Source organism: Actinomadura barringtoniae, assembly GCF_017573505.1.
Lineage (GTDB): Bacteria > Actinomycetota > Actinomycetes > Streptosporangiales > Streptosporangiaceae > Spirillospora > Spirillospora barringtoniae.
Genome location: NZ_JAGEOJ010000024.1, coordinates 113826 through 133081 on the forward strand (window position 1 = coordinate 113826; position 19256 = coordinate 133081).

Consider the following 19256-nt stretch of genomic DNA (forward strand, 5'->3'; position numbering starts at 1 on the left):
CAAGGTCATCTTGTGCTAAAGCAGCGTGAGCTGCGTCGGGCCGTCCGCACGTCGCCGCACGTCACGGTGCGGGCGCCGCCCGATCCCGTGCTTGTCGGCCAGCTCCCGCACCCGCTGGGAGATCTTGTCCTGGAACGCCTTGGGCGCGTACGCCCTGCCCCCGTACAGGCGCGCGTAGGGCACCACCAGCTCCGGCCGGTGCTCGCGCAGCCACGACAGGAACCACTCCCGCGCGCCCGGCCGCAGATGCAGCGTGATCGGCGTGACCGACGTCGCGCCCGCCTGCGCCGCGCGCCGCACGACCTCCTCCAGCTGCGCCGGCGAGTCGGTCAGATACGGCAGCACCGGCCCGATCAGCACCGCGCACCCGATCCCCGCCTCGTTGATCGTCGCGCACACCTCCAGGCGCTTCTGCGGCGCGGGCGTGCCCGGCTCCACCAGCCGCCACAGTTCCTTGTCCAGGAAGCCCACCGACACCGCCGTGCTGACCTCGGCCCGCTCGTTCGCCTCCACCAGCAGCGGCAGGTCCCGCAGGATCAGCGACCCCTTGGTCAGGATCGAGAACGGATTGGCCGCGTCCCGCAGCGCCGTGAGGATCCCCGGCATCAGCCGGTAACGCCCCTCGGCCCGCTGGTAGCAGTCGACGTTGGTGCCCATCGCGATGTGCTCGCCCCGCCACCTGGGCGCCGCGAGCTCACGCCGCACCACCTCCGCCGCGTTCACCTTCACCACGATCTTGGAGTCGAAGTCGGCGCCCGCGTCCAGCTCCAGATACTCGTGCGTCTTGCGCGCGAAGCAGTTGTGGCTGATGACCCCGTTGGAGACGTAGTCCCCTGTCCCCGTGGTGATGTCATACAGGGGAATCTCGAAACCCAGCGGCTCGATCGACACGACCCTCGTGCGGCATTCGGCCTTCACGGCCATGCCGTCGATGATGCGCTTGCGGGTGATGACGGGATCGGTGAGGTGGAAGAAGCGAAGCCTCGCCCTGAGACCTCCGAGCAGCCTGATGGTGCATACCGGCTTCTCCCGGTCAGGGCTCGACGCCTCCTTGGTGCATTCGAAACCCAGACGCCATAGGCAGGTCTGGATCTGGTGGAGGATCTGGGGATCTGTGTTGCTGATGCGGAGTGCTTCACCCGTCGCGGGCGTGTTCCCTTCCGCGTCGAAGATTCCAGCAAGAAATCCCTTGGACCAGTCCATGGTCGGGAAGGTCGGCCACGCGATGATCTGTGTGATGGCGCTGACCGCGTCCCACCGGTAGGCGTTGATGGAATCCATGCGCCTGTAGCCGGGACGTTCCTTCTGGAAGATCCCGCGGTTGGTGGGGATGCTGAAACTCAACAGGTAATCGGCTGTGCGATCCAGAGCCTCATCATCCACGAGCGCGAGACGGAAGCAGTGAACGTAGAAGTTCTTGCGCACGCCGGATCGGTCGTACCACCGCGAATCGAGATGCGCGTCACCGCGGAGCATCCCGCACAGGTATCCCCGCCTGTATTCCGCGGTGTCCTTGGGGGAATCACCGAAACCACCGGTGCCGAGCAACCTGTTCTGCGTTGTCAGATGGGGTCGCTGACAGCCGGGTGGAGCGTCACTCACATGCTTCCATCCCCGATCGGTCAGGAAGCGGTGGTCGCCGCTGGTGATGAGCTCCGTTCCATCTTCCAGTGTCGTGCGGTAGGCGGGCTTAATGGTCGACCAGTGGTCCAGTACCTTCGTCGGCGTGTACCGCAAGTACCTCCCGCGGCGTTCCGTGCCGTAGATCCGGTCTCCAGGGCGAATATCCTTGATGGGCCTGACGCGGCCGTCGGCCATGAGGATGGGTGTTTCGCCCGATGTGCAGTACGTACAGGAATGGGAACATCCACGGTACGGATTAATGGTCCATTGGAAGCTCATCCGCGAGGCGGGCGGGACCTTGTTGATGACCGAGCGGGCCTGGATCTCGTAGAAGGTCATGCCCTGGAACTCAGGGGTGTCGAAGGTGCGGGCCACGGCCTGGCGCTCGATCAGGGGCAGGTCGGGGCGGTTCTGGTCCTCGGTCAGCCGGAGATGATCCCAGCGCACGGAACCCCCAGATCGAACGTGTGCACGATGGTGAAGCAGGGTCACAGTCTGGAACGTTTGTTCGAAGAGCGCAAGTCGAACCGGTCGATCGGGACGCTGGGGCATCAGGCGGGCGTGGCCGTTTCGTACGCACCACCACATTGGGTGCGTAACAATGGGCCGCTATGGCTTCGCGTTCGGGGACGGGACTCAGGGCGGCGGGCGCCGCGATGGCGGGCTCGCTGCTGCTGGCGGGCTGCGTGCCCGCGTTCGGCGGGGCCGACGAGAAGGGCGCGGGGGAGCGGGCGCCGGTACCGGCGAACGCGCGGGCCGAGTGCTCGGCGATCGCGGCGCCCGGGGACTCCAAGTCCCGGCAGCTGCGCGGCATGTGGATCGCCACGGTGACCGGCGTCGACTGGCCCAAGGACTCGGGGGAGTCGATCGCGCGTCAGCAGGCCGAGTACCGCAAGCTGCTCGACACCGCCCAGGCGATGAACCTCAACGCGGTGTTCGTGCAGATCAGGCCCAACTCCGACGCCTTCTACGCCTCGCCGTACGAGCCGTGGTCGCAGTGGATCACCGGGACGCCCGGCAAGAACCCCGGCTACGACGTGCTGGCGTTCATGCTGAAGGAGGCCCACGCCCGCAACCTGGAGTTCCACGCCTGGTTCAACCCCTACCGCGTCAGCCGCCAGAGCGACCTGAAGAAGCTCGCGCCCGGCAGCCCCGCCCGCAAGCACCCCGACTGGGTGCGCAAGTACGGCGACGGCCTGTGGTACGACCCGGGGCTGCCTCAGGTGCGCGACCTGGCGACCAAGGCCGTCCTGGACGTCGTGCACAAGTACGACATCGACGCGGTGCACTTCGACGACTACTTCTACCCCTATCCAGAGTCCGGCCAGTTCCCCGACAAGGCCACCTACAAGGCCTACGGCAAGGGCATGAAGCTGGCCGACTGGCGGCGCCAGAACGTCGACACGCTCGTGCAGAGCCTGTCGGCCCAGATCCACAAGGCCAAGCCCTGGGTGCGGTTCGGGATCAGCCCGTTCGGGGTGTGGCGCAACAAGAGCTCGGACCCGGCCGGGTCGAACACCCACGCGCTGCAGAGCTACGACGACATCTACGGCGACACCCGCACCTGGATCAAGAAGGGGTGGATCGACTACGTCACCCCGCAGCTGTACTGGGCGATCGGCGACGACCGCGCCGACTACGCCACCCTGGTCGACTGGTGGTCCAAGCAGGTCGCCGGGACCAAGGTGCAGCTATCCATCGGGCAGGCCGGCTACCGGGTCGGCGAGGACTCCACCTGGAAGAAGCCCGCCGAGCTGTCCAAGCACCTCACCCTGAACGAGAAGTACCCGGCGGTGCGCGGCGACGTGTTCTTCAGCGCCGCCGACCTGGCCGCCAACCGGCGCGGGTTCGCCGCCAAGCTGCGCGGCGACCACTACAAGCAGCCCGCGATCCCGCCGGTGGTCGACGGCCGCGGCGGCGAGGCACCCCCCGCAGCCCAGGGCGTGCGCGCGCAGGCCGATGACAAGGGCGTCAAGGTGCAGTGGCGCCAGTCGCAGGGCGCCACCGCCTACGCCGTCTACCGCGTCCAGGGCAAGAAGCCCGGCTGCGCCCCCGTCAACCCCGCGACGCTGCTGACCAGCGTGCGCGGCGGCGGCATCATCGACCCCGCCGCCAAGCCCGGCACCACCTACACCTACTACGTCACCGCCCTGGACCGCCTCCACCACGAGAGCGCGCCCGGGCGTGGCGCAACGGTGACCGTCCGGAGTGGATAAAGATCTTGCTGAAGGGGGAAGAAACACAAGACTTGTACGGCCCCCCGGAGGTATGGCATGGCGCTGTCGATGGATGAGCAGCGGATCCTCGCGGAGATCGAGATCCGTCTCAGTGAGGACGACCCGCGGCTGGCCCATCGCCTGTCGCGCATCGGAAAGGAACGGCGCCGGCGCCGGATCCGCCTGATCGCGGCTATGGCGGTGGCGGTGATCGGCGTGGTGACGGCGTTCGTCTCCGCGATCATCACCGCGTTCTCCTGACCCGGAAACGCCCGAGGCCCCGGCGAGAGATTCTCGCCGGGGCCTCGCACGTCAGGCCGGTGTGGTAGGTCGCCTCACGGCGAAAGGCACAACGTGGCTCCTGCCTGGAGACCAGCGGTATTCCACGAAGGCTTTATTTAGAGCCCGGGGGACACATGCCACACCGACACCAACCACCATAGCGGCAACTGCAGCGTGCCCGATCCACCCTGGCGTCCGGACATCGATCCCCTGTCCGGAAAGTGAGGCTTGTCTGTAGTGGTGCACCGGCCCTCCGGACGGCGCGTCCTGATTGTGGACAACGCAGGAGGAGCGGTGAGCTGAGGCGGATCGAGGCCGGCGGCGCACCCGGTGCGCCAGGGCGGAACGGTGCGAGCACCATCGCCGCCACCGGTACGGGGAACTCCCGGTTCGGCCAGATCTGGAGACGGGGCCTATCGCGCGGCGTGTCGCCGGGAACATGCCTGGTGGGCGCTGACCTGCGGCAACCGGCGAAAGTGAGGAGTCGGGGCATTGAGTACGAAGTGGCTCGGAATCGACGGGGGAACGGGGCACGCGCAGCCCACGGCGGTCTGGGAACTGGCCGCCGAGGCGCGCGCCGCCTCCCGGGCACGGGCACTCACCGGACAAGCGCTACGCGACTGGCGGGTCACCGACCCCGCCGACATCGACGACATCGTCCTCATGGTCGACGAGCTCATCACCAACGCCGTCGTGCACGGCACCGGCCCCGTCCGCCTGCGGCTCACCCTGGACGGGCCGCAGATCATCGGCGAGGTCACCGACGACAACCCGGCCACGCCGATCACCGGCGTCGCCCCCACCGCACCCGCCGTCCTGGACTGGTCCGAGGCCGGCCGCGGACTGCTGCTGGTGTGCGCCCTGGCCACCGACTTCGGCGCCCGCCCCGAGGGCACCGGCAAGACCGTGTGGTTCTGCCGGCTGCTGGCCACCGACCCGCCGCCCGCACCGACCCCGCCCTGACCCGGCCCCACGCCCACGCTCAGACCTGCAGGGGGCAGCGGTCCACCACCCAGACCCCCTCGTCGTCCTCGCCCAGCTCGGCCGCCCGGCCGTCATCGGCGAGACGGTCCAGATGCCACTCGATATGAGCGAGCGGCCCCCGCCACCCGGCCAGCAGATCGGCCAGTGGCCGCGGCCGCTCCAGATCGCCCGGATCGGGCAGCGGCTCGGCCCAGTACGCGTCGTCGCAGTCGGCCGCCCACCGCGCCGCGTCGTCCAGCGTCCCCTCCAGATCCCTCGCCAGCTCCCCCAGCGACCGCACCGCCATCGCGTCCTGGATGATGTGCTCCCGCGTCTCGTACGGAAGCTCCCGATCGAACGCCGCCGACAACGCCCCCGCAGCCGAGCCCGCCGAACGCGCGCCCGCGCGCTGAGCCGGAACGCCACCGCCACCACGAACAGACCGGGCTCGCGGCCCTGCCTCGGCCCGCGAGCCGGGCCGGGCACGCACATCGGAACGACCGCCCGCGCCGGCCCGGGCAGGCGCCGCGGGCCGCGCACGCGAATCCGAACCGGCATCCGCGTCGGGCTCAGCGTCCGCGTCCGGCCTGGGATCCGCGTCCGGCCCGACGTCCGCGGTGGGCCCGCCGGGCGGAGCGGGCTTCGGGCCGGGGACGTCGCAGGCGGCCTCGGCGGCGACGCGGACCGCCGCGACCTGCCAGCGCGTCCACTCGGCCAGATGCCCCAGCACCGCGCGCAGCGCCGCCGCGCCCTCACGGCTGGTCCGCACGCCCGCGATCGAGTCGGTCAGCCGCGACCGCACGTAGCGGATCCGGTCCAGCGTCCACGCCCGCGCACGGTCGGCGCCCTCGGGACCGCGCGGCGCGTCCTCGGCCGGGATGCGCGGCAGCGGCACCCGCAGCACCGCCAGCAGGTCGTCCAGATCCCGCAGCCCCGCCTCACGGCCGCTCAAGTAGGCCGCGCCGATCCGGTCGACGCGGAACATGCGCGCGCCGTCGCGCATCCGGCACCACCCCACCAGGTACTCGGCCTGCGGCGCCGACACCAGCCCGTGCGCCTCCACGTCCCGGCACGTGCGCACCCCCGCCTGGTCGGTGTAGACCATGCGGACGATGCGGCGGCCCCGCACGGCGGCCGCCAGCGTGTCACGCACCGGCCCGACCAGCGACGCGGCCTCCGACAGCGGCTCGGGCGGATCCGGCGGCGGCAGCACATACCCGTGGCCGCGTTCATGAAGCACCGGCAGCCCGCCGTGTATCAGCAGCTCCAGATCGCGCCGCACCGTCCGCGCGCTCACCTGCAGGCGGGCGGCGAGCTCGTCGGCGGGCAGCGGCTCGGGCGCCGCGGCACGCAGCTCGGCGGTCAGCGCCAGCAACCGGTCCGCGCGATTCACCCCTCCATGGTGACTCGCCGCACTGACATTTTTCAGTGCCGCAGTCCGGCCACCGTCAGTGCGACAGCTCGGCCGCCACACCCTCGAAGTCGGCCGCCATGAGCGTCAGCGCCGACGCGCTGCCGATGGCGTGCGTCGCCTCGGCGCGCCCCAGGTTCCGCGACGCAGCACGGTCCAGGTAGGCCTCGATGAGCCGCGCTCCCGTCAGTCGACCGCGGCCGCGCAGCGCCGCCAGCTCACGGTGCACGACCTCCCAGGCGTCCTGCGACAGCCGCAGCCGCCGCTCCTCGGCCAGCAGCGCCAGCAGCCGCGTGCGCGGCCGCATCTCCGACAGATCGGGCAGCCGTACGGCGCGCAGGTCGGCCACCAGCTCCGGCGAGGCCGCCGACAGCTCGCCCACCCGGTCCGGTTCGCACGTGCCGAGCAGCGCGGTGTCGCTCACGCCCTCCAGCCGCGCCCGGTAGAACGCCGAGGCGTACGCGCCGCCCTGCGAGTCGTCCAGGATGAGAGTCTCCAGGCCCTCCAGCAGCAGCACGTGACCGGCGTGCTCGTCCAGCGCCGCGCGCAGCCCGTCGGGACCGGCCTCACGCAGGTCCTCCGAATGCATGCTGTGGACCTCGCCGCTGGACACCTCCACCTCGGCCAGCGCGCGGGCGACCATGCGGGCCAGCCGCCGCTGCCCGCTGGACGGGGTGCCGATCAGCAGCAGCGCCGGTACCGACGCGCTGGACACCTCCTGGCCGCGCAGCCCCTTGGCCCACTTGCCGCGCCGCCGCACCTCGGTGACGACGCGTTCTATGTCGTCGGCACCGCACAGGAAACGGATGCCGTACGCCTCGGCGACCTGCGTGCCGGTCTCGGGCGCCGGTTGCGGCGGCGCGGGCGGCGGCGGCTCGGACACCGGCACCGGAGGCGGCGGCAGATTCGGCTGCGCGGCCGCCGCGGCGGCCGCGGGGGGCTCGGGGGGTTCGGGCGGTCCGGTCGGCCACACCGGCTCGGGCGCCGCGGGGGGCCGTCCCGGGTCCAGCTGGGTCGCCTCGGGGTCGGGATCGAACTGGGTCGCCGACGGATCGACCGGCCACGCGGGCTCGGGCGCCTCGGGCATCAGCGGCACCGGCGCCGCCGCGGGCGACGCGGCGGACGCGGAGTCGGCCTGCGGCCAGGCGGGCGCCGGCGGCGGCACGGCATGCGGGTCGTCCACCGTGGCGTCCGCCGCGGGCATGGGCGGCGGGGGAGGCGGAGGCGGAGCGATGCGCGGCGGCGGGCCCTGGGCGGCGAACGGATCCCGCCCCTGCGCCGCGGGCGGTGGCGCCGCGACCTCGGACTCGCTGCTGCCGTACGGGTCGATCGGCGGTGCACCGGCCGATCCGAGCGGCGCGGAGGGCGGCGGGCCGGGCGGCGCCTCTGCCGGGGACGGGATAGGGATCGGCGGCGCCTCCGGGGGAGGCTCGGGTGCGATCGCGGGCGGCGGCTCGGCGGCCTTGCCCTGCTCGCGCTGCGCGGCCAGGTGTTCGCGGGCCGCCTTGATGAGGTCCCACGCGCTGAGCTCGTCGGTGGAGGGCGGGGTGTTCACGCCCGCGCCCGCCAGCTCGGTCGCGGCGGCCTGCGGCACCGCGAACCCGACCGCGGGCGGCGGGACCTGGGCGAGCCGGCACCAGGTCAGCCCGAGGGTGTAGGTGGTGGCCAGCAGCGCGGCGGTGGCGTCGGGGTCGCTCGCGGCCAGCGGCTCGGGCAGCCGTCCCTCGCGCGGCCACAGCTCCCGCAAAGGGTTGCCCGGGTCGGCCAGGACCGCCTGCAGCGTGCGGGCACTGTCGGGGTCCAGCCAGCGCTGCAGCGCCGGGAGCGCGTTCGGCGCGGCCTGCAGGTCGGCGGCCAGCACCGCCACTCCCGCGCGGCGCACCTCGTCGTGGCCGCGGCCGACGGCGGCCGGGCGCGGCCCGGTGAGGCCTGAGACGATCTGCTGCAGGTCGTACAGCGCCAGCCGCAGGAACTCGCCCGGCGCCGCGTCGCGCACCATCGTGGTGGCGTACTCGGCGGGGCAGCGCCGCCGCCACTCCTGCAGCACCGCGGCCGGCCCGTAGCGGGCGGTCGCCATGTCCTGCGGTACGAGTCGCAGCGACGCGGCGGTCACGGCGGCGAGGGCGTCGGCGCCCGGCCGGAACCGCGGGTCGGCCTGCAGCCCGGCCGCGACCTCGTACATGACGCGGGCGATGTGGGCGGCGCCGCCGGCGTCACCGGCGCCCAGCCGGCTGGTGTAGTAGCCGGCGAGGGTGGCGAAGTCGGGCGGCATCATCCAGTGCAGCCGCTCGGCGGGCGTGGTGAGGAACGGGACGAACGAGGCGATCAGCGGGTGCTCGGCGAGCGCCACCGGTGAGCCCGCGCACCACAGCAGCGACGCCCACGCGGCGGCGATGGTGCTGGGCGTGCCGGGCTGGAACGTGGGGTCCTGCTGGGCGAACTGCGCCGGGTTGACCGCCAGCGCCGTCGTGATGGCCTGGGAGATCCGCGCGACCACGGCGGTCTCGGGCTGCGGGCCGAGGAACCCCAGTGAGGACACCCGGCCCGCCGACAGGTCGGGGCCGGTGGGGAACAGCTGCGGGGGAACGGGCGGGGTCGCGGCGCCGCGCGGCGCGGGGACCGCGACGCGGCGGTCGCCGGGGTCGGTGGGCGGCGGGCAGGGGTGCCAGCTGCCGTCCAGGCCGCCGCGGTACCAGCGGCCCCAAGCGCCGAACAGCCACCATTCGCCGGCGCCCCACAGCATCCGCGCGATGATCTGCTCGGCGCGCTGCTGCGGCGCGGCGGCCCGCCACCACTGCGAGGCCACCAGCTCCCGGACGTTGGCCTCGACCGCGGCGAACAGGTCGCCGGCCGCCCCGCCCCCCGTGCCGCTTCCGGTACCGGGTCCGCTCCCGGTTCCGCCGAGTCCCGCCCCGGCCGCCTGCCAGTTCACGCCGAAATCCTAGTCTCCCCGCGCGGATCAACGGTCATCGAACGCGATCATCGGCCCGGACGGGCGTCCATCCCTCGGACGCCTGTCGACGTGTAATGAGCGTTATGTCACTATGCTCCTTAGTCGGGCGGGGATCGGGCAGGGGAGCGGGGATGAGCACCATGACGCGGACGAAGGCCTGGGGGCTCGGGCTGGCCGTGTTCTCCTCGGTCTGCTTCGGCGCCTCCGGCCCGTTCGGCAAGGCCCTGATCCAGGCCGGGCTCAGCCCGCTGCAAGCAGTGTGGCTGCGGATCCTGGGCGCCACGATCGTCCTGGTCCCGCTGGTCGCGCTGCTGCGCAGCCGCGGCAGCCTGACCGCGGCCCGCGCGCACTGGCCCGCGCTGGTCGGCAACGGCCTGCTCGGCGTCGCCGGCTGCCAGGCGCTGTACTTCGTGGCCGCCTCACGGCTGCCCGTCGGGATCGCGATCCTGCTGGAGTTCTGCGGCCCGATCCTGGTGCTGGGCTGGATCGGCCTGGTCCGCCGCGCCCCCGTGCACCGCACCGCCGCCGCGGGCGTCACCGTCGCCATGATCGGCCTGGCCATGGTCGTGCAGGTGTGGTCCGGGCTGAAGCTGGACGCCCTCGGTCTTGCGGCGGGCCTGGGGGCGGCGGCGTGCCAGGCCTGCTACTTCCTGCTGATCGAACGGCTGTCGGGGAAGGTCGACCCGCTGGTCGCGACCGCCTCGGGCAGCCTGGTCGCCGCGCTCGCGCTCACCGCGATCGCCTCCCCGTGGTCGCTGCCGTGGACCGTGCTGTCGGATGCGGTGCCGGTCGGCGACCATCACGCGCCCGGCTGGGCGCTGGCCGCCTGGGTGATCCTGGTCAGCACCGTGCTGGCCTACCTCACCGGCGTCGCCGCCGTGCAGCGCCTGTCGGCGCAGGTCGCCGGGGCGATCTGCTACACCGAGGCGGTCGCCGCCACCCTCATCGCCTGGGCCGCCCTGGGCGAGCGCCTCACCACCGTGCAGCTGATCGGCGGCGCGATCGTGCTGGCCGGGGCGTTCATCGCCCAGCGGGCCACCATCGAACGCCCCGTCCCCGTCCCGGCCGCCCCCGGCCGCTCCGACACCGTCCTGGCCCACTGACCCTGGCCCACTGACCCTGGCCCACTGACCCTGGCCCACTGACCCTGGCCCACTGACCCTGGCCCACTGACCCTGGCCCACTGACCGGGGCCCGCCGACCCCGGTCCGGACCGACCCGACCGCGCCCTATCCGTCAGGCGTTCTCGCGGCGGAACCGGCGCGTGCCCAGCGCGACCGACCCCACCAGCAGCACCACCGTCACCGCCGCGCCCTCGGCCACCGCCGCGCTCGCGTACTCGCCCAGGAACACCGCCCGCACCGCGTCCACCACGTACCGGAACGGGGTGAGGCGCGACACCACGTTCAGCCAGGTGGGCGCCATGCTCATCGGCAGCAGCATCCCCGACAGCAGCATCAGCGGCAGCGTCACCGTGGTCAGCAGCGGCGCGAACGCGTCCTCGCTGCGCGTCATCAGCGCCAGCACGTACGACAGCGACGCCACGCTCACCGCCAGCGCGACCACGATCACCAGGCCGATGACCAGGCCCGCCGCCGGTGCGCGCAGGCCCATCACCAGCCCGACCGCCAGCAGCATCACCGCCTGCACCGACAGCACCACCGTGTCGCGCAGCACCCGCCCCAGCAGCAGCGCGACGCGGCTGACCGGGGTGACGCGCAGCCGCTCCACCACGCCCGAGCGCAGGTCGGCGATCAGGCCGAACCCGACGAACGCCGCGCCGAACAGCGACAGCTGGATGAGGACGCCCGGCACGAACACCTGCCAGGCGTTGCCGCCGCCGAAGCCGCGAGTGCCCGCCATCTTGGTCAGCAGCGGCCCGAACAGCAGCAGGTACAGCAGCGGCTGCATCGCGCCGAACACCACGGCGACCTTGCTGCGCAGCGTCTGCCGCAGATGCCGGCGGAAGATCAGGTAGGTGTCGCGAGAAGTCTGGGCGAAAGACATGGAGGAGAGTCCTTTCAGGCGGCGTCGCGCAGCGAACGGCCGGTGACGGTGAGGAAGACGTCGTCGAGGGTCGGGCGGGCCAGGTGCAGCGAGCTCAGCTCGGCACCGGCCGCGTCCAGCGCGCGGACCAGGCCCATCAGCTCCCGGTCGCCGTTGTGGACGGTGAGGCGGACCGTGTCGCCGGCCACCACCGCCTCCCGTACGGCCGGATGCTCCGACAGCGCGGCGCGGACGCGGTCGGCCGCGCCGGCGCCGGTGCCCGCGAGCTCGAGGGTGACCACGTCGCCCGAGACGCGGCGCTTCAGCTCGTCGGGGGAGCCCTCGGCGACGATCTCGCCGTGGTCGATGATCAGGATCCGGTCGCACAGCGCGTCGGCCTCGTCCAGGTAGTGCGTGGTGAGGAACACCGTGGTGCCGTCCTCGCCGCGCAGCCGCCGGATGTGCTCCCACAGGTTCCCGCGGCTCTGCGGGTCAAGGCCCGTGGTCGGCTCGTCCAGGAACACCAGCGGCGGCGTGTGCACCAGCCCGAGCGCGATGTCCAGGCGGCGCCGCTGCCCGCCCGACAGCGACCCCGCCGGCCGGCCCGCCAGGCCCTCCAGGTCCAGCCGCGCGCACAGCTTGGCGATGCGCTCTCCCGCGTCCGCCACCCCGTACAGGCTGGCCTGCAGCTCCAGCTCCTCGCCGACCGGGACCGACGGGTCGGTGCCGCCGCCCTGCGCGACGTAGCCGATCCGGCGCCGCACGCCCGCCGGGTCGGCGCGCAGGTCGTGCCCGGCGACGGTCGCGGTGCCCGCCGTCGGCGCCAGCAGCGTGGTGAGCATCCGCAGCGTGGTGGTCTTGCCCGCGCCGTTCGGGCCGAGGAAGCCGACGATCTCGCCGGCGCCGACCGCCAGGTCGACGCCGCGCACGGCCTCGACCGTGCCGTGCTTGGTGGTGAAGGTGCGGGCCAGCCCGCTCGCCTCGATCACAGGGTTCCTCCCGGGAGTGACGACGCCGATAGAGTAACCACAAAATTTAAGTGACACCAAATTTTCATCGACACCAGTCGCGGTTAGACTGGCGGGCATGAGCAAGCACCCGGCCGCGATCGGCGCCGACGACCTGGAACTGGGGCTGCGCGAACGCAAGAAGCGCGAGACGCGCCTGCGCATCGCCGACATCGCCACCGGGCTGTTCATGATGCGCGGCTTCGACGAGGTCACCGTCGCCGACGTCGCCCGCGCCGCCGACGTGTCGGTCAACACCGTCTTCAACTACTTCAAGACCAAGGAAGACCTGTTCTTCGACCGGCAGGAGGAGATCGTCCAGCAGGCCGCCGCCGCGTTCCGCGACCGCGGCCCCGGCGAGTCGGCCGTCGCGCTGTTCCGCCGCCGCTTCTTCGAGGGCCTGGACGAGGGCGCCTATGTGACCGGGTTCCACGAGGGCTCGGAGATCTGGGCCAGGACCGTGCGCGACAGCCCCGCCCTGGTCGCCCGCCAGCGCGAGATCGGGCAGCAGACCGAGGACCTGCTGGCCGGCATGCTCGCCGAGGAGACCGGCGCCGACCCCGACGACATCGCGCCCCGCCTGGTCGCCGCGATGCTCATGACCGCCCAGTACCGCCTGGTGAACGAGGTCCTGGACCGAAAACTGGCGGGCGAGACCCTGGAGGAGATGCGCGAGGGGATCTACGCCGCCGCCGCCCGCGTCTACGACCTGCTCGAGCAGGGCATCGGGGACTACGGCACCAAAAAATAAGTGTCCGGGAGCTCACCAAGATTCTTAGACTCCATGATTGCGGAGGCACAATCATGGAAACCCCGACCCCCCTCACCACACCGGCGCTCCTGGCCCACCTGGAGACCCACGACGGCCCGCTCGCCCTTCCCCGGGGCGGCACGCTGTGCTGGGACGACGCGGACCTGCACCGCGCCGCCTACACCACCGACCCCGAGGGCTACGCGCTGCTCGGCCTGGCGCCCGGCGTGCTGCCCTGGCAGCGCGCCCGCGTCCTGCTGCAGATCCTCGCCGCCACCCAGGCCGGGCTGAACGAACCCGCCCGCCACACCCTCGCCCGGGTCGCGCACGTGCTCACCCTGGCGCTGCCGCCCGCCGCAGTCATCACCGTGCTGCTGGCGCTGCGGCGGCTGCGCGCCAACCACAAGCACACCACCCGCGCCGTCCTGCGCTTCGTGCTGGAGCACCCCGAGGCCGACACCCTCATCGCCGCGCGCCGCCCCGCCCTCGCCGACTGCTTCGAGCACGCCCTCGGCAAGGCGACCGCGCGCGGCTGCGCCCGCCGCATCCAGGCAGGCGACACCGGCTCGGAATACCTGCGCCGCCGCCTCCTGCGCTTCCTGGCGGGCACCGCCCCGGCACCGGCACGGGTGCTGGCGCTGTACGAGGCGGCCGACGAGACCGCGTACATCCCGTACGAGCCGGTGCTGCCGCTGGACGCCCGGCGCGAACGCGAGCCGATCGTCACCACCACCAACCGCGGCGACATCGCCGCCACCCTCGTCCACCTGTACCGAGGCGGCGCAGCGGGCGAACCCGGCGGCGCCGCGGGCGGCGCGGGCGGCGCGGGCGAGCTGGAGGCGGCGCTGGGCCGCTACGTCGGCGCCGCGACCGCCGCCTACCCCCGCTTTGAGGGCAGCGTGGCGCTCGTGCTGGACGTGTCGCCGTCGATGCGCGGCTACGGCGACCGCGAATGGGCGCTGCTGTCGCAGGCCGCCGCGCTGCGGATGGTGCTGGCGGGCATCTGCGACCGGCTGGAGGTCATCGAGACCGGCAGCGCGGCCGGCAGGGCGGCCGGTGGCGCGACCGACCTGGCCACCGGCGTCCTGGACGCCCTGGCCACCGGCCCCGACCTGGTCGCGGTCGTCTCCGACGGCTACGAGAACCTGTTCCCCGGCGACCTGGCCCGCGTCGCGGCCACGCTGCCGCGCGCCGGGATCGCCACCCCGCTGGTGCTGTGCACGGCGCTGTTCACCGGCGCCGACGACCTCACCCTGCGGCGCCCCGCGCCCGCGCTGCCGCAGCGCGGGTTCTGGCACCAGGACGACTTCGCCGAACTGCTGCCCTGGATGTTCGGGCACTGCGCGGCGGGCGCCCCCTGGCTGCGCGCCGCACTGGCGGCACGGCTGGACGACCTGGACCACCAGGCGGCACGGATCGGAGGGATCGCCGCATGACCACCGCACTGCAGGGCCTGGCCCCCGGCGCCCTGGACCTCACCGGCCACCGGCTCGGCGTCCCGCAGCGGGCGGGCGCGCTCACCATGGTGCCCATCACCGGCCCCGCCCACCCCGGCATCACCCCGCCGCGCGGCGGCCTCAAGCTGACCCGCGTCGCCGGCTACGGCCGCGTGGAGCTGCGCAACGGCGGCGACGGCGTCGCCATCGTGCCGCTGCACATCGGCTACATCCAGGACGCCGCGCAGAACCACGCGCTGTGCCGCTCGGCGTTCATCGCCCCCGGCGCCGCGCTGATGTTCGAGGACGCCTGCTGCGTGCAGGAGAGCCAGGGCGGCTACCTCGCCGAACGCGACCAGTGGTTCTTCGTGCTGCCCGCCGAACTGCGCGCCCGCGCGCTGGAGCTGCGGGGCGTGCACGACTACGCCAAGCTGTGGGACGACATCGCGGACCTCAACCGTTCCTACGGGCTGGCTCGGCGCGGCCACCTGGAGCAGATCCTGTCGCGCAAGCGCGCCGTCCTCACCCAGTTCCAGAGCCGCCTGGAGCTGCAGGACGGCCAGCTGGGCGCGGTGTTCCTGCTGAACGGCCGGTTCGCGGGCCTGGAGCTGGCACCCGACCCGGTCTACTTCGCCGAGGTGTGGATGGCGCTGGTCTGCTTCGCCTACGGCGCCGCCGCCTGGCGCGCCGAGCCCGCCGCCGCCCAAGCCGTCCCGTACGAGGTGGAGGACGGCGCTGGCCTGGCCGGGCTGCGCGCCGCGCTGGAGGGCGACCGCGCCGAGCGCATGAACGAGATCGCCGTTGCGCTGGCCGGCCTGCCCGCCGAGCCGGTGACGCTGCGCGAGGAGGAACGCTACCTGGACCTGCGGCTGTCCACCGTCACCGGCGCGCACCTGGCCGGGCAGGTCGTCACCGACGGCGACCGGCCCGTCTACGCCTCACTGTTCGCCCGGACCGGCGCATAGGTCAGCGCAGGGTCGTTCCCGACACGTGCGGGCGGCCCGAGCCCCGGTAGAAGACGCCCGGCAAACCGGCCGTCTGGAAACCGGCGCTCGGGTTGCCCGTCAGGCGCGAGGACTCCAGTGCGAGCGTGCCGGTCAGGTCGTTGCTGACGAAGAAGATCGCGCCGCCGCCCTCGGCGGCGCGGTTGCCGGTCACCACCGACCCCGCCACCCGCACGGTGAACCGGTTGCCGTCGGCGTAGATCGCGCCGCCGCTGCCACCGCCCGGCGTGCCGCCCCGCGCCGGGTTGGCGCCCCGGCCGATCGCCTGGTTGCCGGTCAGCACGCTGTTCAGCACCGACCACGACACCCCGATGCTGCTGAGCGCCCCGCCGTTGGAGCACACACCGCCGGCGAACGTGCTGCCCACCACGTACACGGGCAGCCCGTGGTACTGGTCCAGCACCCGCACGGCCGCGCCGCCCAGGTCCGGGCCGGTCGAGTCGCAGCGGTTGCCGGTGAACCGCGCGCCCGCGATGTTGAACCGGCCGCCCCGCACGAAGACCGCCCCGCCGCCACCGCCCTCGGCCTTCTCGCCCGTGGAGTTCCCGCTGGAGAACGCGATGCGCTGCACCGTCAGGTGCGGGGTGGACTGGTCGTTGCAGTGCGAGGTCGTCCAGCCCAGCGCCTTGTCGCAGGTGTTCATGTAGAGGACACGGCGTCGGCCCGCGCCGCTGAGCGTCACCAGCCCGCCGCCGTCCAGGACGACGCGGGCGCGGCTGTTCACCACGCGCGCCGTCGCCGTCATCGTGATGGTGACCGGCTTCGGCCCGCAGTCGAAGGTGATGACCCCGCCCTTGGCGACCGCCGCCACGACCGCCGCCGACGTGCAGTCGCGCGGGCCGCCCTTGCCGATGACCGTCGCCGGATGCGAGACGTCAGCGGGCCGCGCCTCGGCCGGCACCGAGGCGTGCCCGCCCGGGTTGCCCGCGCTGAACGGCTTGTAGGCGCGCTTGACCTTGAGCGTCGGCGTGCCGGACGGCGTCGGCGGAATCGCCTGGGCGGCGGGGGAGGACGGCGCGGGCGTCGCGGACGCGTGCCGTCCTCCACCACCGCCGCACCCGGCCAAGGCCAAGGGCACGACCAGGGAAGCGATCAGCAGCGGCGCGGCAGGGTGGTGACGCACGCGCCGACAATAGCGGGACGAAACCGGCTAAGCGGGCAGGTTGAGGAAGCCCAGCCCCCGCTTGCGCAGCTCCCCGGCGATGATCAGCCGCTGGATCTCCGAGGTCCCCTCCCAGATGCGGTCCACACGCAGCTCCCGGTAGAGCCGCTCGACCGGGCAGTCGCGGTCATAACCGCGCCCCCCGAAGATCTGCACGCACCGGTCGACGACCCGCCCGGCCGCCTCCGACGACGACAGTTTCGCCATCGACGCCTTGGCGTGCACGGCGACCAGGCGCTCGAGCCGCTCGGCGTGTGGTTGCGGCTGTGGGGCACCGACCCCTACACGCGCGGCTACGTCACCCAATGGGCGCCCAGCGACCTCATGGCCGTCGGCCCCGCCCACGGCGCGCACGAGCCGCCGTTCTACATCTGCGGCTCCGACCAGTGGGTCGCCGGCTACATGGAGGGCGCCGTCCGCACCGGACGCGGCGCCGCCGCCGAGGTAGTGAAGCATGGCTGACCTCGTCAACGTCATCGGCGGCCGGGAGCTCCCGGCCCGTTCGGGCGAGACGATGCCGCTCATCGACCCGGCGACGGGCGTGCTGCACGGCACCGCGCCCCGGTCCGGCGAGGCGGACGTCGCGCAGGCCTGCCAGGCCGCCGAGGCGGCGTTCGAGAGCTGGCGGCACAGCACCCCGGCGCAGCGCCAGGACGCGCTGCTGCGGCTCGCCTCGCTGATCGAGGACAACGCCGCCGCGTTCGAGGCCGCCGAGGTCGCGGGCACCGGCAAGGACCGCTTCGCGGCCGACGAACCGCCCGCGATCATCGACTGCCTGAAGTTCCGGCGCCGCCCGCGCTCTGCCCGGATCACCCGCGGGGGAGTACACCCCCGGCCACACCTCGATGCTGCGCCGCGAGCCGATCGGGGTGTGCGCGCAGATCACGCCGTGGAACTACCCGCTGATGATGGCCGCGTGGAAGATCGGCCCGGCGCTGGCCGCCGGCAACACCGTCGTGCTGAAACCCGCCGAGACCACCCCCTCGACCGCCGCTCTGCTCGCCCGCCTCGCCGCGCGGGAACTGCCGCCGGGCCTGGTGAACGTGGTGTGCGGCGACCGGGAGGCCGGCCGCGCCCTGGTCACCGACCCGCTCACCCGCCTGGTCGCGATCACCGGCAGCGTCCGGGCGGGCCAGGAGGTCGCCGCCGCGGCCGCCCCGCAGGTGAAACGTCTGCATCTGGAACTCGGTGGAAACGCGCCCGTCATCGTGCACGACGATGCTGACCTGAGGGAGGCGGCCGCGTTCCTGGGCTCGCTGGCGTTTTACAACGCGGGCCAGGACTGCACGGCGCCCTCCCGCGTCCTCGTCCACGACTCCGTCCACGACGAGTTCGTGTCGGCACTGGCATCCGTAGCCGCCTCGGCGGAGTGCGGGCCGGTGAACAACCCCGACCAGCTCGCCCGCGTCCAGGGGCTGCTGGCCAGGCTCCCCGCCCGCGCCAAGGTCGCCGCGGGCGGGCGCCGCCTGAACCGGCCCGGGTACTGGCACGAGGCGACCGTCGTCACGGAACTGGAGCAGGGCGACGAGATCGTACGGTCGGAGATCTTCGGGCCCGTCGCCACCGTGCAGCGATTCGGCAGCGAGACCGAGGCGCTCGCCCTCGCCGGCGACAGCCCGTACGGCCTGGCCGCGAGCGTGTGGACCCGCGACCACGCCCGCGCGATGCGCGCCGCCCGCGACCTGCGCACCGGCATCGTGTGGATCAACGCCCACGGCACGACCGTGGCGGAGATGCCGCACGGCGGCACCGGCCACAGCGGCTACGGCAGCGACCTGTCGATCGCGGGCCTGCTCGATTACACCCGCCCCAAGCACGTCATGTCGGCGCTCACGTAACGGCCCCGCTCGCGGCGATCGCGAAAAACGGTTGCCCCGGGCGGGTGCGGACCACTTGAATCGTCATGCGGGAACTGAGCCGGGTACGTCGGGTAGAAAACCCGATTCCAGATCCGGGGTAGTCGTCACTAAAACGATCAAGCTCCCGACGAGGCGCCGGCCGCCCGTCCCGCCCCTCGCCTCACGGCGCGCTCGAAGCCTCATCCGACACCAGGTACGGCTCCAGCGCGGCCCGGGCGTCCGGCGGAATCTCCTTCTTGCCCCCGGCCGTCGGGTCGATGAACACGTGCCGGATCTCCCCGTCGGCCATCAGCCGGTCCCCGACCCGGAACTCCGGGCGCACGATCATGCTCGTGACGCCGAGTTTGGCGATCGGCATCGAGATGTCCAGCAGATCGTCGAACCGCGCCCCCTCCCGGTAACGGATCCGCGCCTCCGCCACCACCAGGTCATAGCCCTGCTCGACCATGTCGGTGTAGGCGCCGATCGCCTCCCGCCACAACTCGGTCACCGCGACGTCGTAATAGAAGAGGTAGTGCCCGTTGAAGACCACGCCCTGCTGGTCGCATTCGCTGTAGCGCACCCGGAGGCGGTGCGTGAAGATCTCTCCCATGGGTGCATCCT

Annotated in this window: 16 protein-coding genes and 1 pseudogene; 9 read left to right on the plus strand and 8 right to left on the minus strand. The window is 72.9% G+C overall.

Features of this window, described 5'->3' with window-relative positions:
- Nucleotides 1-15: 15 nt before the first annotated feature.
- A complete protein-coding gene (locus J4573_RS44005) occupies nt 16-2175 on the minus strand; it encodes an intein-containing Rv2578c family radical SAM protein (RefSeq protein WP_208262267.1) in 2160 nt (719 codons plus the stop codon).
- A 59-nt stretch (nt 2176-2234) separates the two neighbouring features.
- On the opposite strand from J4573_RS44005, the gene J4573_RS44010 reads away from it, so the two are divergent.
- From J4573_RS44010 to J4573_RS44020, 3 genes are all read left to right on the plus strand, one after another.
- Nucleotides 2235-3839, plus strand: a complete 1605-nt coding sequence (locus J4573_RS44010) for a glycoside hydrolase family 10-like protein (protein ID WP_208262269.1) — start codon at nt 2235-2237, stop codon at nt 3837-3839.
- Between the two features lie 57 nt (nt 3840-3896).
- Complete coding sequence (locus J4573_RS44015) at nt 3897-4100, plus strand: DUF3040 domain-containing protein (RefSeq protein ID WP_208262271.1); 204 nt, start codon at nt 3897-3899, stop codon at nt 4098-4100.
- Between the two features lie 513 nt (nt 4101-4613).
- Nucleotides 4614-5084, plus strand: coding sequence for an ATP-binding protein (locus J4573_RS44020; protein WP_208262273.1), 471 nt, complete (start codon nt 4614-4616; stop codon nt 5082-5084).
- 19 nt (nt 5085-5103) lie between these two features.
- Here the strand turns inward: J4573_RS44020 and J4573_RS44025 are convergent, their stop codons facing one another.
- On the minus strand, nt 5104-6477 hold the full coding sequence (locus J4573_RS44025; RefSeq protein WP_208262275.1) for a WYL domain-containing protein: 1374 nt from the start codon (nt 6475-6477) through the stop codon (nt 5104-5106).
- 55 nt (nt 6478-6532) lie between these two features.
- Nucleotides 6533-9427, minus strand: a complete 2895-nt coding sequence (locus J4573_RS44030; protein ID WP_208262277.1) for a hypothetical protein — start codon at nt 9425-9427, stop codon at nt 6533-6535.
- A 152-nt stretch (nt 9428-9579) separates the two neighbouring features.
- On the opposite strand from J4573_RS44030, the gene J4573_RS44035 reads away from it, so the two are divergent.
- A complete protein-coding gene (locus J4573_RS44035) occupies nt 9580-10551 on the plus strand; it encodes an EamA family transporter (protein ID WP_243774559.1) in 972 nt (323 codons plus the stop codon).
- Nucleotides 10552-10684: 133 nt separating this feature from the next.
- On the opposite strand, the gene J4573_RS44040 is transcribed toward J4573_RS44035, so the two are convergent.
- Both J4573_RS44040 and J4573_RS44045 read right to left on the minus strand, forming a co-directional pair.
- Entirely contained in the window at nt 10685-11455 is a 771-nt protein-coding gene (locus J4573_RS44040) for an ABC transporter permease (RefSeq protein WP_208262279.1), read from the minus strand.
- A 14-nt stretch (nt 11456-11469) separates the two neighbouring features.
- Nucleotides 11470-12423 carry an ATP-binding cassette domain-containing protein gene (locus J4573_RS44045; protein WP_307797400.1) on the minus strand — a complete coding sequence of 318 codons (954 nt, stop codon included), beginning with the start codon at nt 12421-12423 and terminating at the stop codon, nt 11470-11472.
- A 97-nt stretch (nt 12424-12520) separates the two neighbouring features.
- On the opposite strand from J4573_RS44045, the gene J4573_RS44050 reads away from it, so the two are divergent.
- The 3 genes from J4573_RS44050 to J4573_RS44060 are packed head-to-tail and all read left to right on the plus strand — an operon-like array spanning nt 12521 to nt 15593.
- Nucleotides 12521-13192: a TetR/AcrR family transcriptional regulator gene (locus tag J4573_RS44050; RefSeq protein ID WP_208262283.1), complete on the plus strand. Its 672-nt coding sequence runs from the start codon at nt 12521-12523 to the stop codon at nt 13190-13192.
- A gap of 53 nt (nt 13193-13245) precedes the next feature.
- Entirely contained in the window at nt 13246-14628 is a 1383-nt protein-coding gene (locus tag J4573_RS44055; protein ID WP_208262284.1) for a hypothetical protein, read from the plus strand.
- Nucleotides 14625-15593, plus strand: coding sequence for an ARPP-1 family domain-containing protein (locus tag J4573_RS44060; RefSeq protein WP_208262286.1), 969 nt, complete (start codon nt 14625-14627; stop codon nt 15591-15593). Before J4573_RS44055 ends, J4573_RS44060 begins: the two co-directional genes overlap by 4 nt.
- Nucleotide 15594: 1 nt before the next feature.
- Here J4573_RS44060 and J4573_RS44065 read toward each other — a convergent pair whose 3' ends face one another.
- Both J4573_RS44065 and J4573_RS54790 read right to left on the minus strand, forming a co-directional pair.
- Complete coding sequence (locus J4573_RS44065; protein ID WP_208262288.1) at nt 15595-16755, minus strand: hypothetical protein; 1161 nt, start codon at nt 16753-16755, stop codon at nt 15595-15597.
- 27 nt (nt 16756-16782) lie between these two features.
- Nucleotides 16783-17001 (minus strand): acyl-CoA dehydrogenase family protein, encoded by a 219-nt coding sequence (locus J4573_RS54790; protein ID WP_243774560.1) that lies wholly within the window; start codon nt 16999-17001, stop codon nt 16783-16785.
- Between the two features lie 12 nt (nt 17002-17013).
- On the opposite strand from J4573_RS54790, the gene J4573_RS54795 reads away from it, so the two are divergent.
- On the plus strand, nt 17014-17256 hold the full coding sequence (locus J4573_RS54795) for an FAD-dependent oxidoreductase (protein WP_243774561.1): 243 nt from the start codon (nt 17014-17016) through the stop codon (nt 17254-17256).
- Nucleotides 17249-18632: pseudogene (locus J4573_RS44075) on the plus strand (aldehyde dehydrogenase family protein). The gene J4573_RS54795 and the pseudogene J4573_RS44075 overlap by 8 nt, the downstream one beginning before the upstream one ends.
- Nucleotides 18633-18813: 181 nt before the next feature.
- On the opposite strand, the gene J4573_RS44080 reads toward J4573_RS44075, so the two are convergent.
- Nucleotides 18814-19245, minus strand: coding sequence for an acyl-CoA thioesterase (locus tag J4573_RS44080; RefSeq protein WP_208262292.1), 432 nt, complete (start codon nt 19243-19245; stop codon nt 18814-18816).
- Nucleotides 19246-19256: the final 11 nt, after the last annotated feature.

What these genes read in the sequence shown, in the direction of transcription:
- J4573_RS44050 (WP_208262283.1), top strand. Translation starts at nt 12,521, where the DNA reads ATGAGCAAGCACCCGGCCGCGATCGGCGCCGACGACCTGGAACTGGGG.
- J4573_RS44055 (WP_208262284.1), top strand. Translation starts at nt 13,246, where the DNA reads ATGGAAACCCCGACCCCCCTCACCACACCGGCGCTCCTGGCCCACCTG.
- J4573_RS44005 (WP_208262267.1), bottom strand. Translation starts at nt 2,175, where the DNA reads ATGCCCCAGCGTCCCGATCGACCGGTTCGACTTGCGCTCTTCGAACAA.
- J4573_RS44080 (WP_208262292.1), bottom strand. Translation starts at nt 19,245, where the DNA reads ATGGGAGAGATCTTCACGCACCGCCTCCGGGTGCGCTACAGCGAATGC.
- J4573_RS44035 (WP_243774559.1), top strand. Translation starts at nt 9,580, where the DNA reads ATGAGCACCATGACGCGGACGAAGGCCTGGGGGCTCGGGCTGGCCGTG.
- J4573_RS54790 (WP_243774560.1), bottom strand. Translation starts at nt 17,001, where the DNA reads ATGGCGAAACTGTCGTCGTCGGAGGCGGCCGGGCGGGTCGTCGACCGG.
- J4573_RS44060 (WP_208262286.1), top strand. Translation starts at nt 14,625, where the DNA reads ATGACCACCGCACTGCAGGGCCTGGCCCCCGGCGCCCTGGACCTCACC.
- J4573_RS44015 (WP_208262271.1), top strand. Translation starts at nt 3,897, where the DNA reads ATGGCGCTGTCGATGGATGAGCAGCGGATCCTCGCGGAGATCGAGATC.
- J4573_RS44010 (WP_208262269.1), top strand. Translation starts at nt 2,235, where the DNA reads ATGGCTTCGCGTTCGGGGACGGGACTCAGGGCGGCGGGCGCCGCGATG.
- J4573_RS44040 (WP_208262279.1), bottom strand. Translation starts at nt 11,455, where the DNA reads ATGTCTTTCGCCCAGACTTCTCGCGACACCTACCTGATCTTCCGCCGG.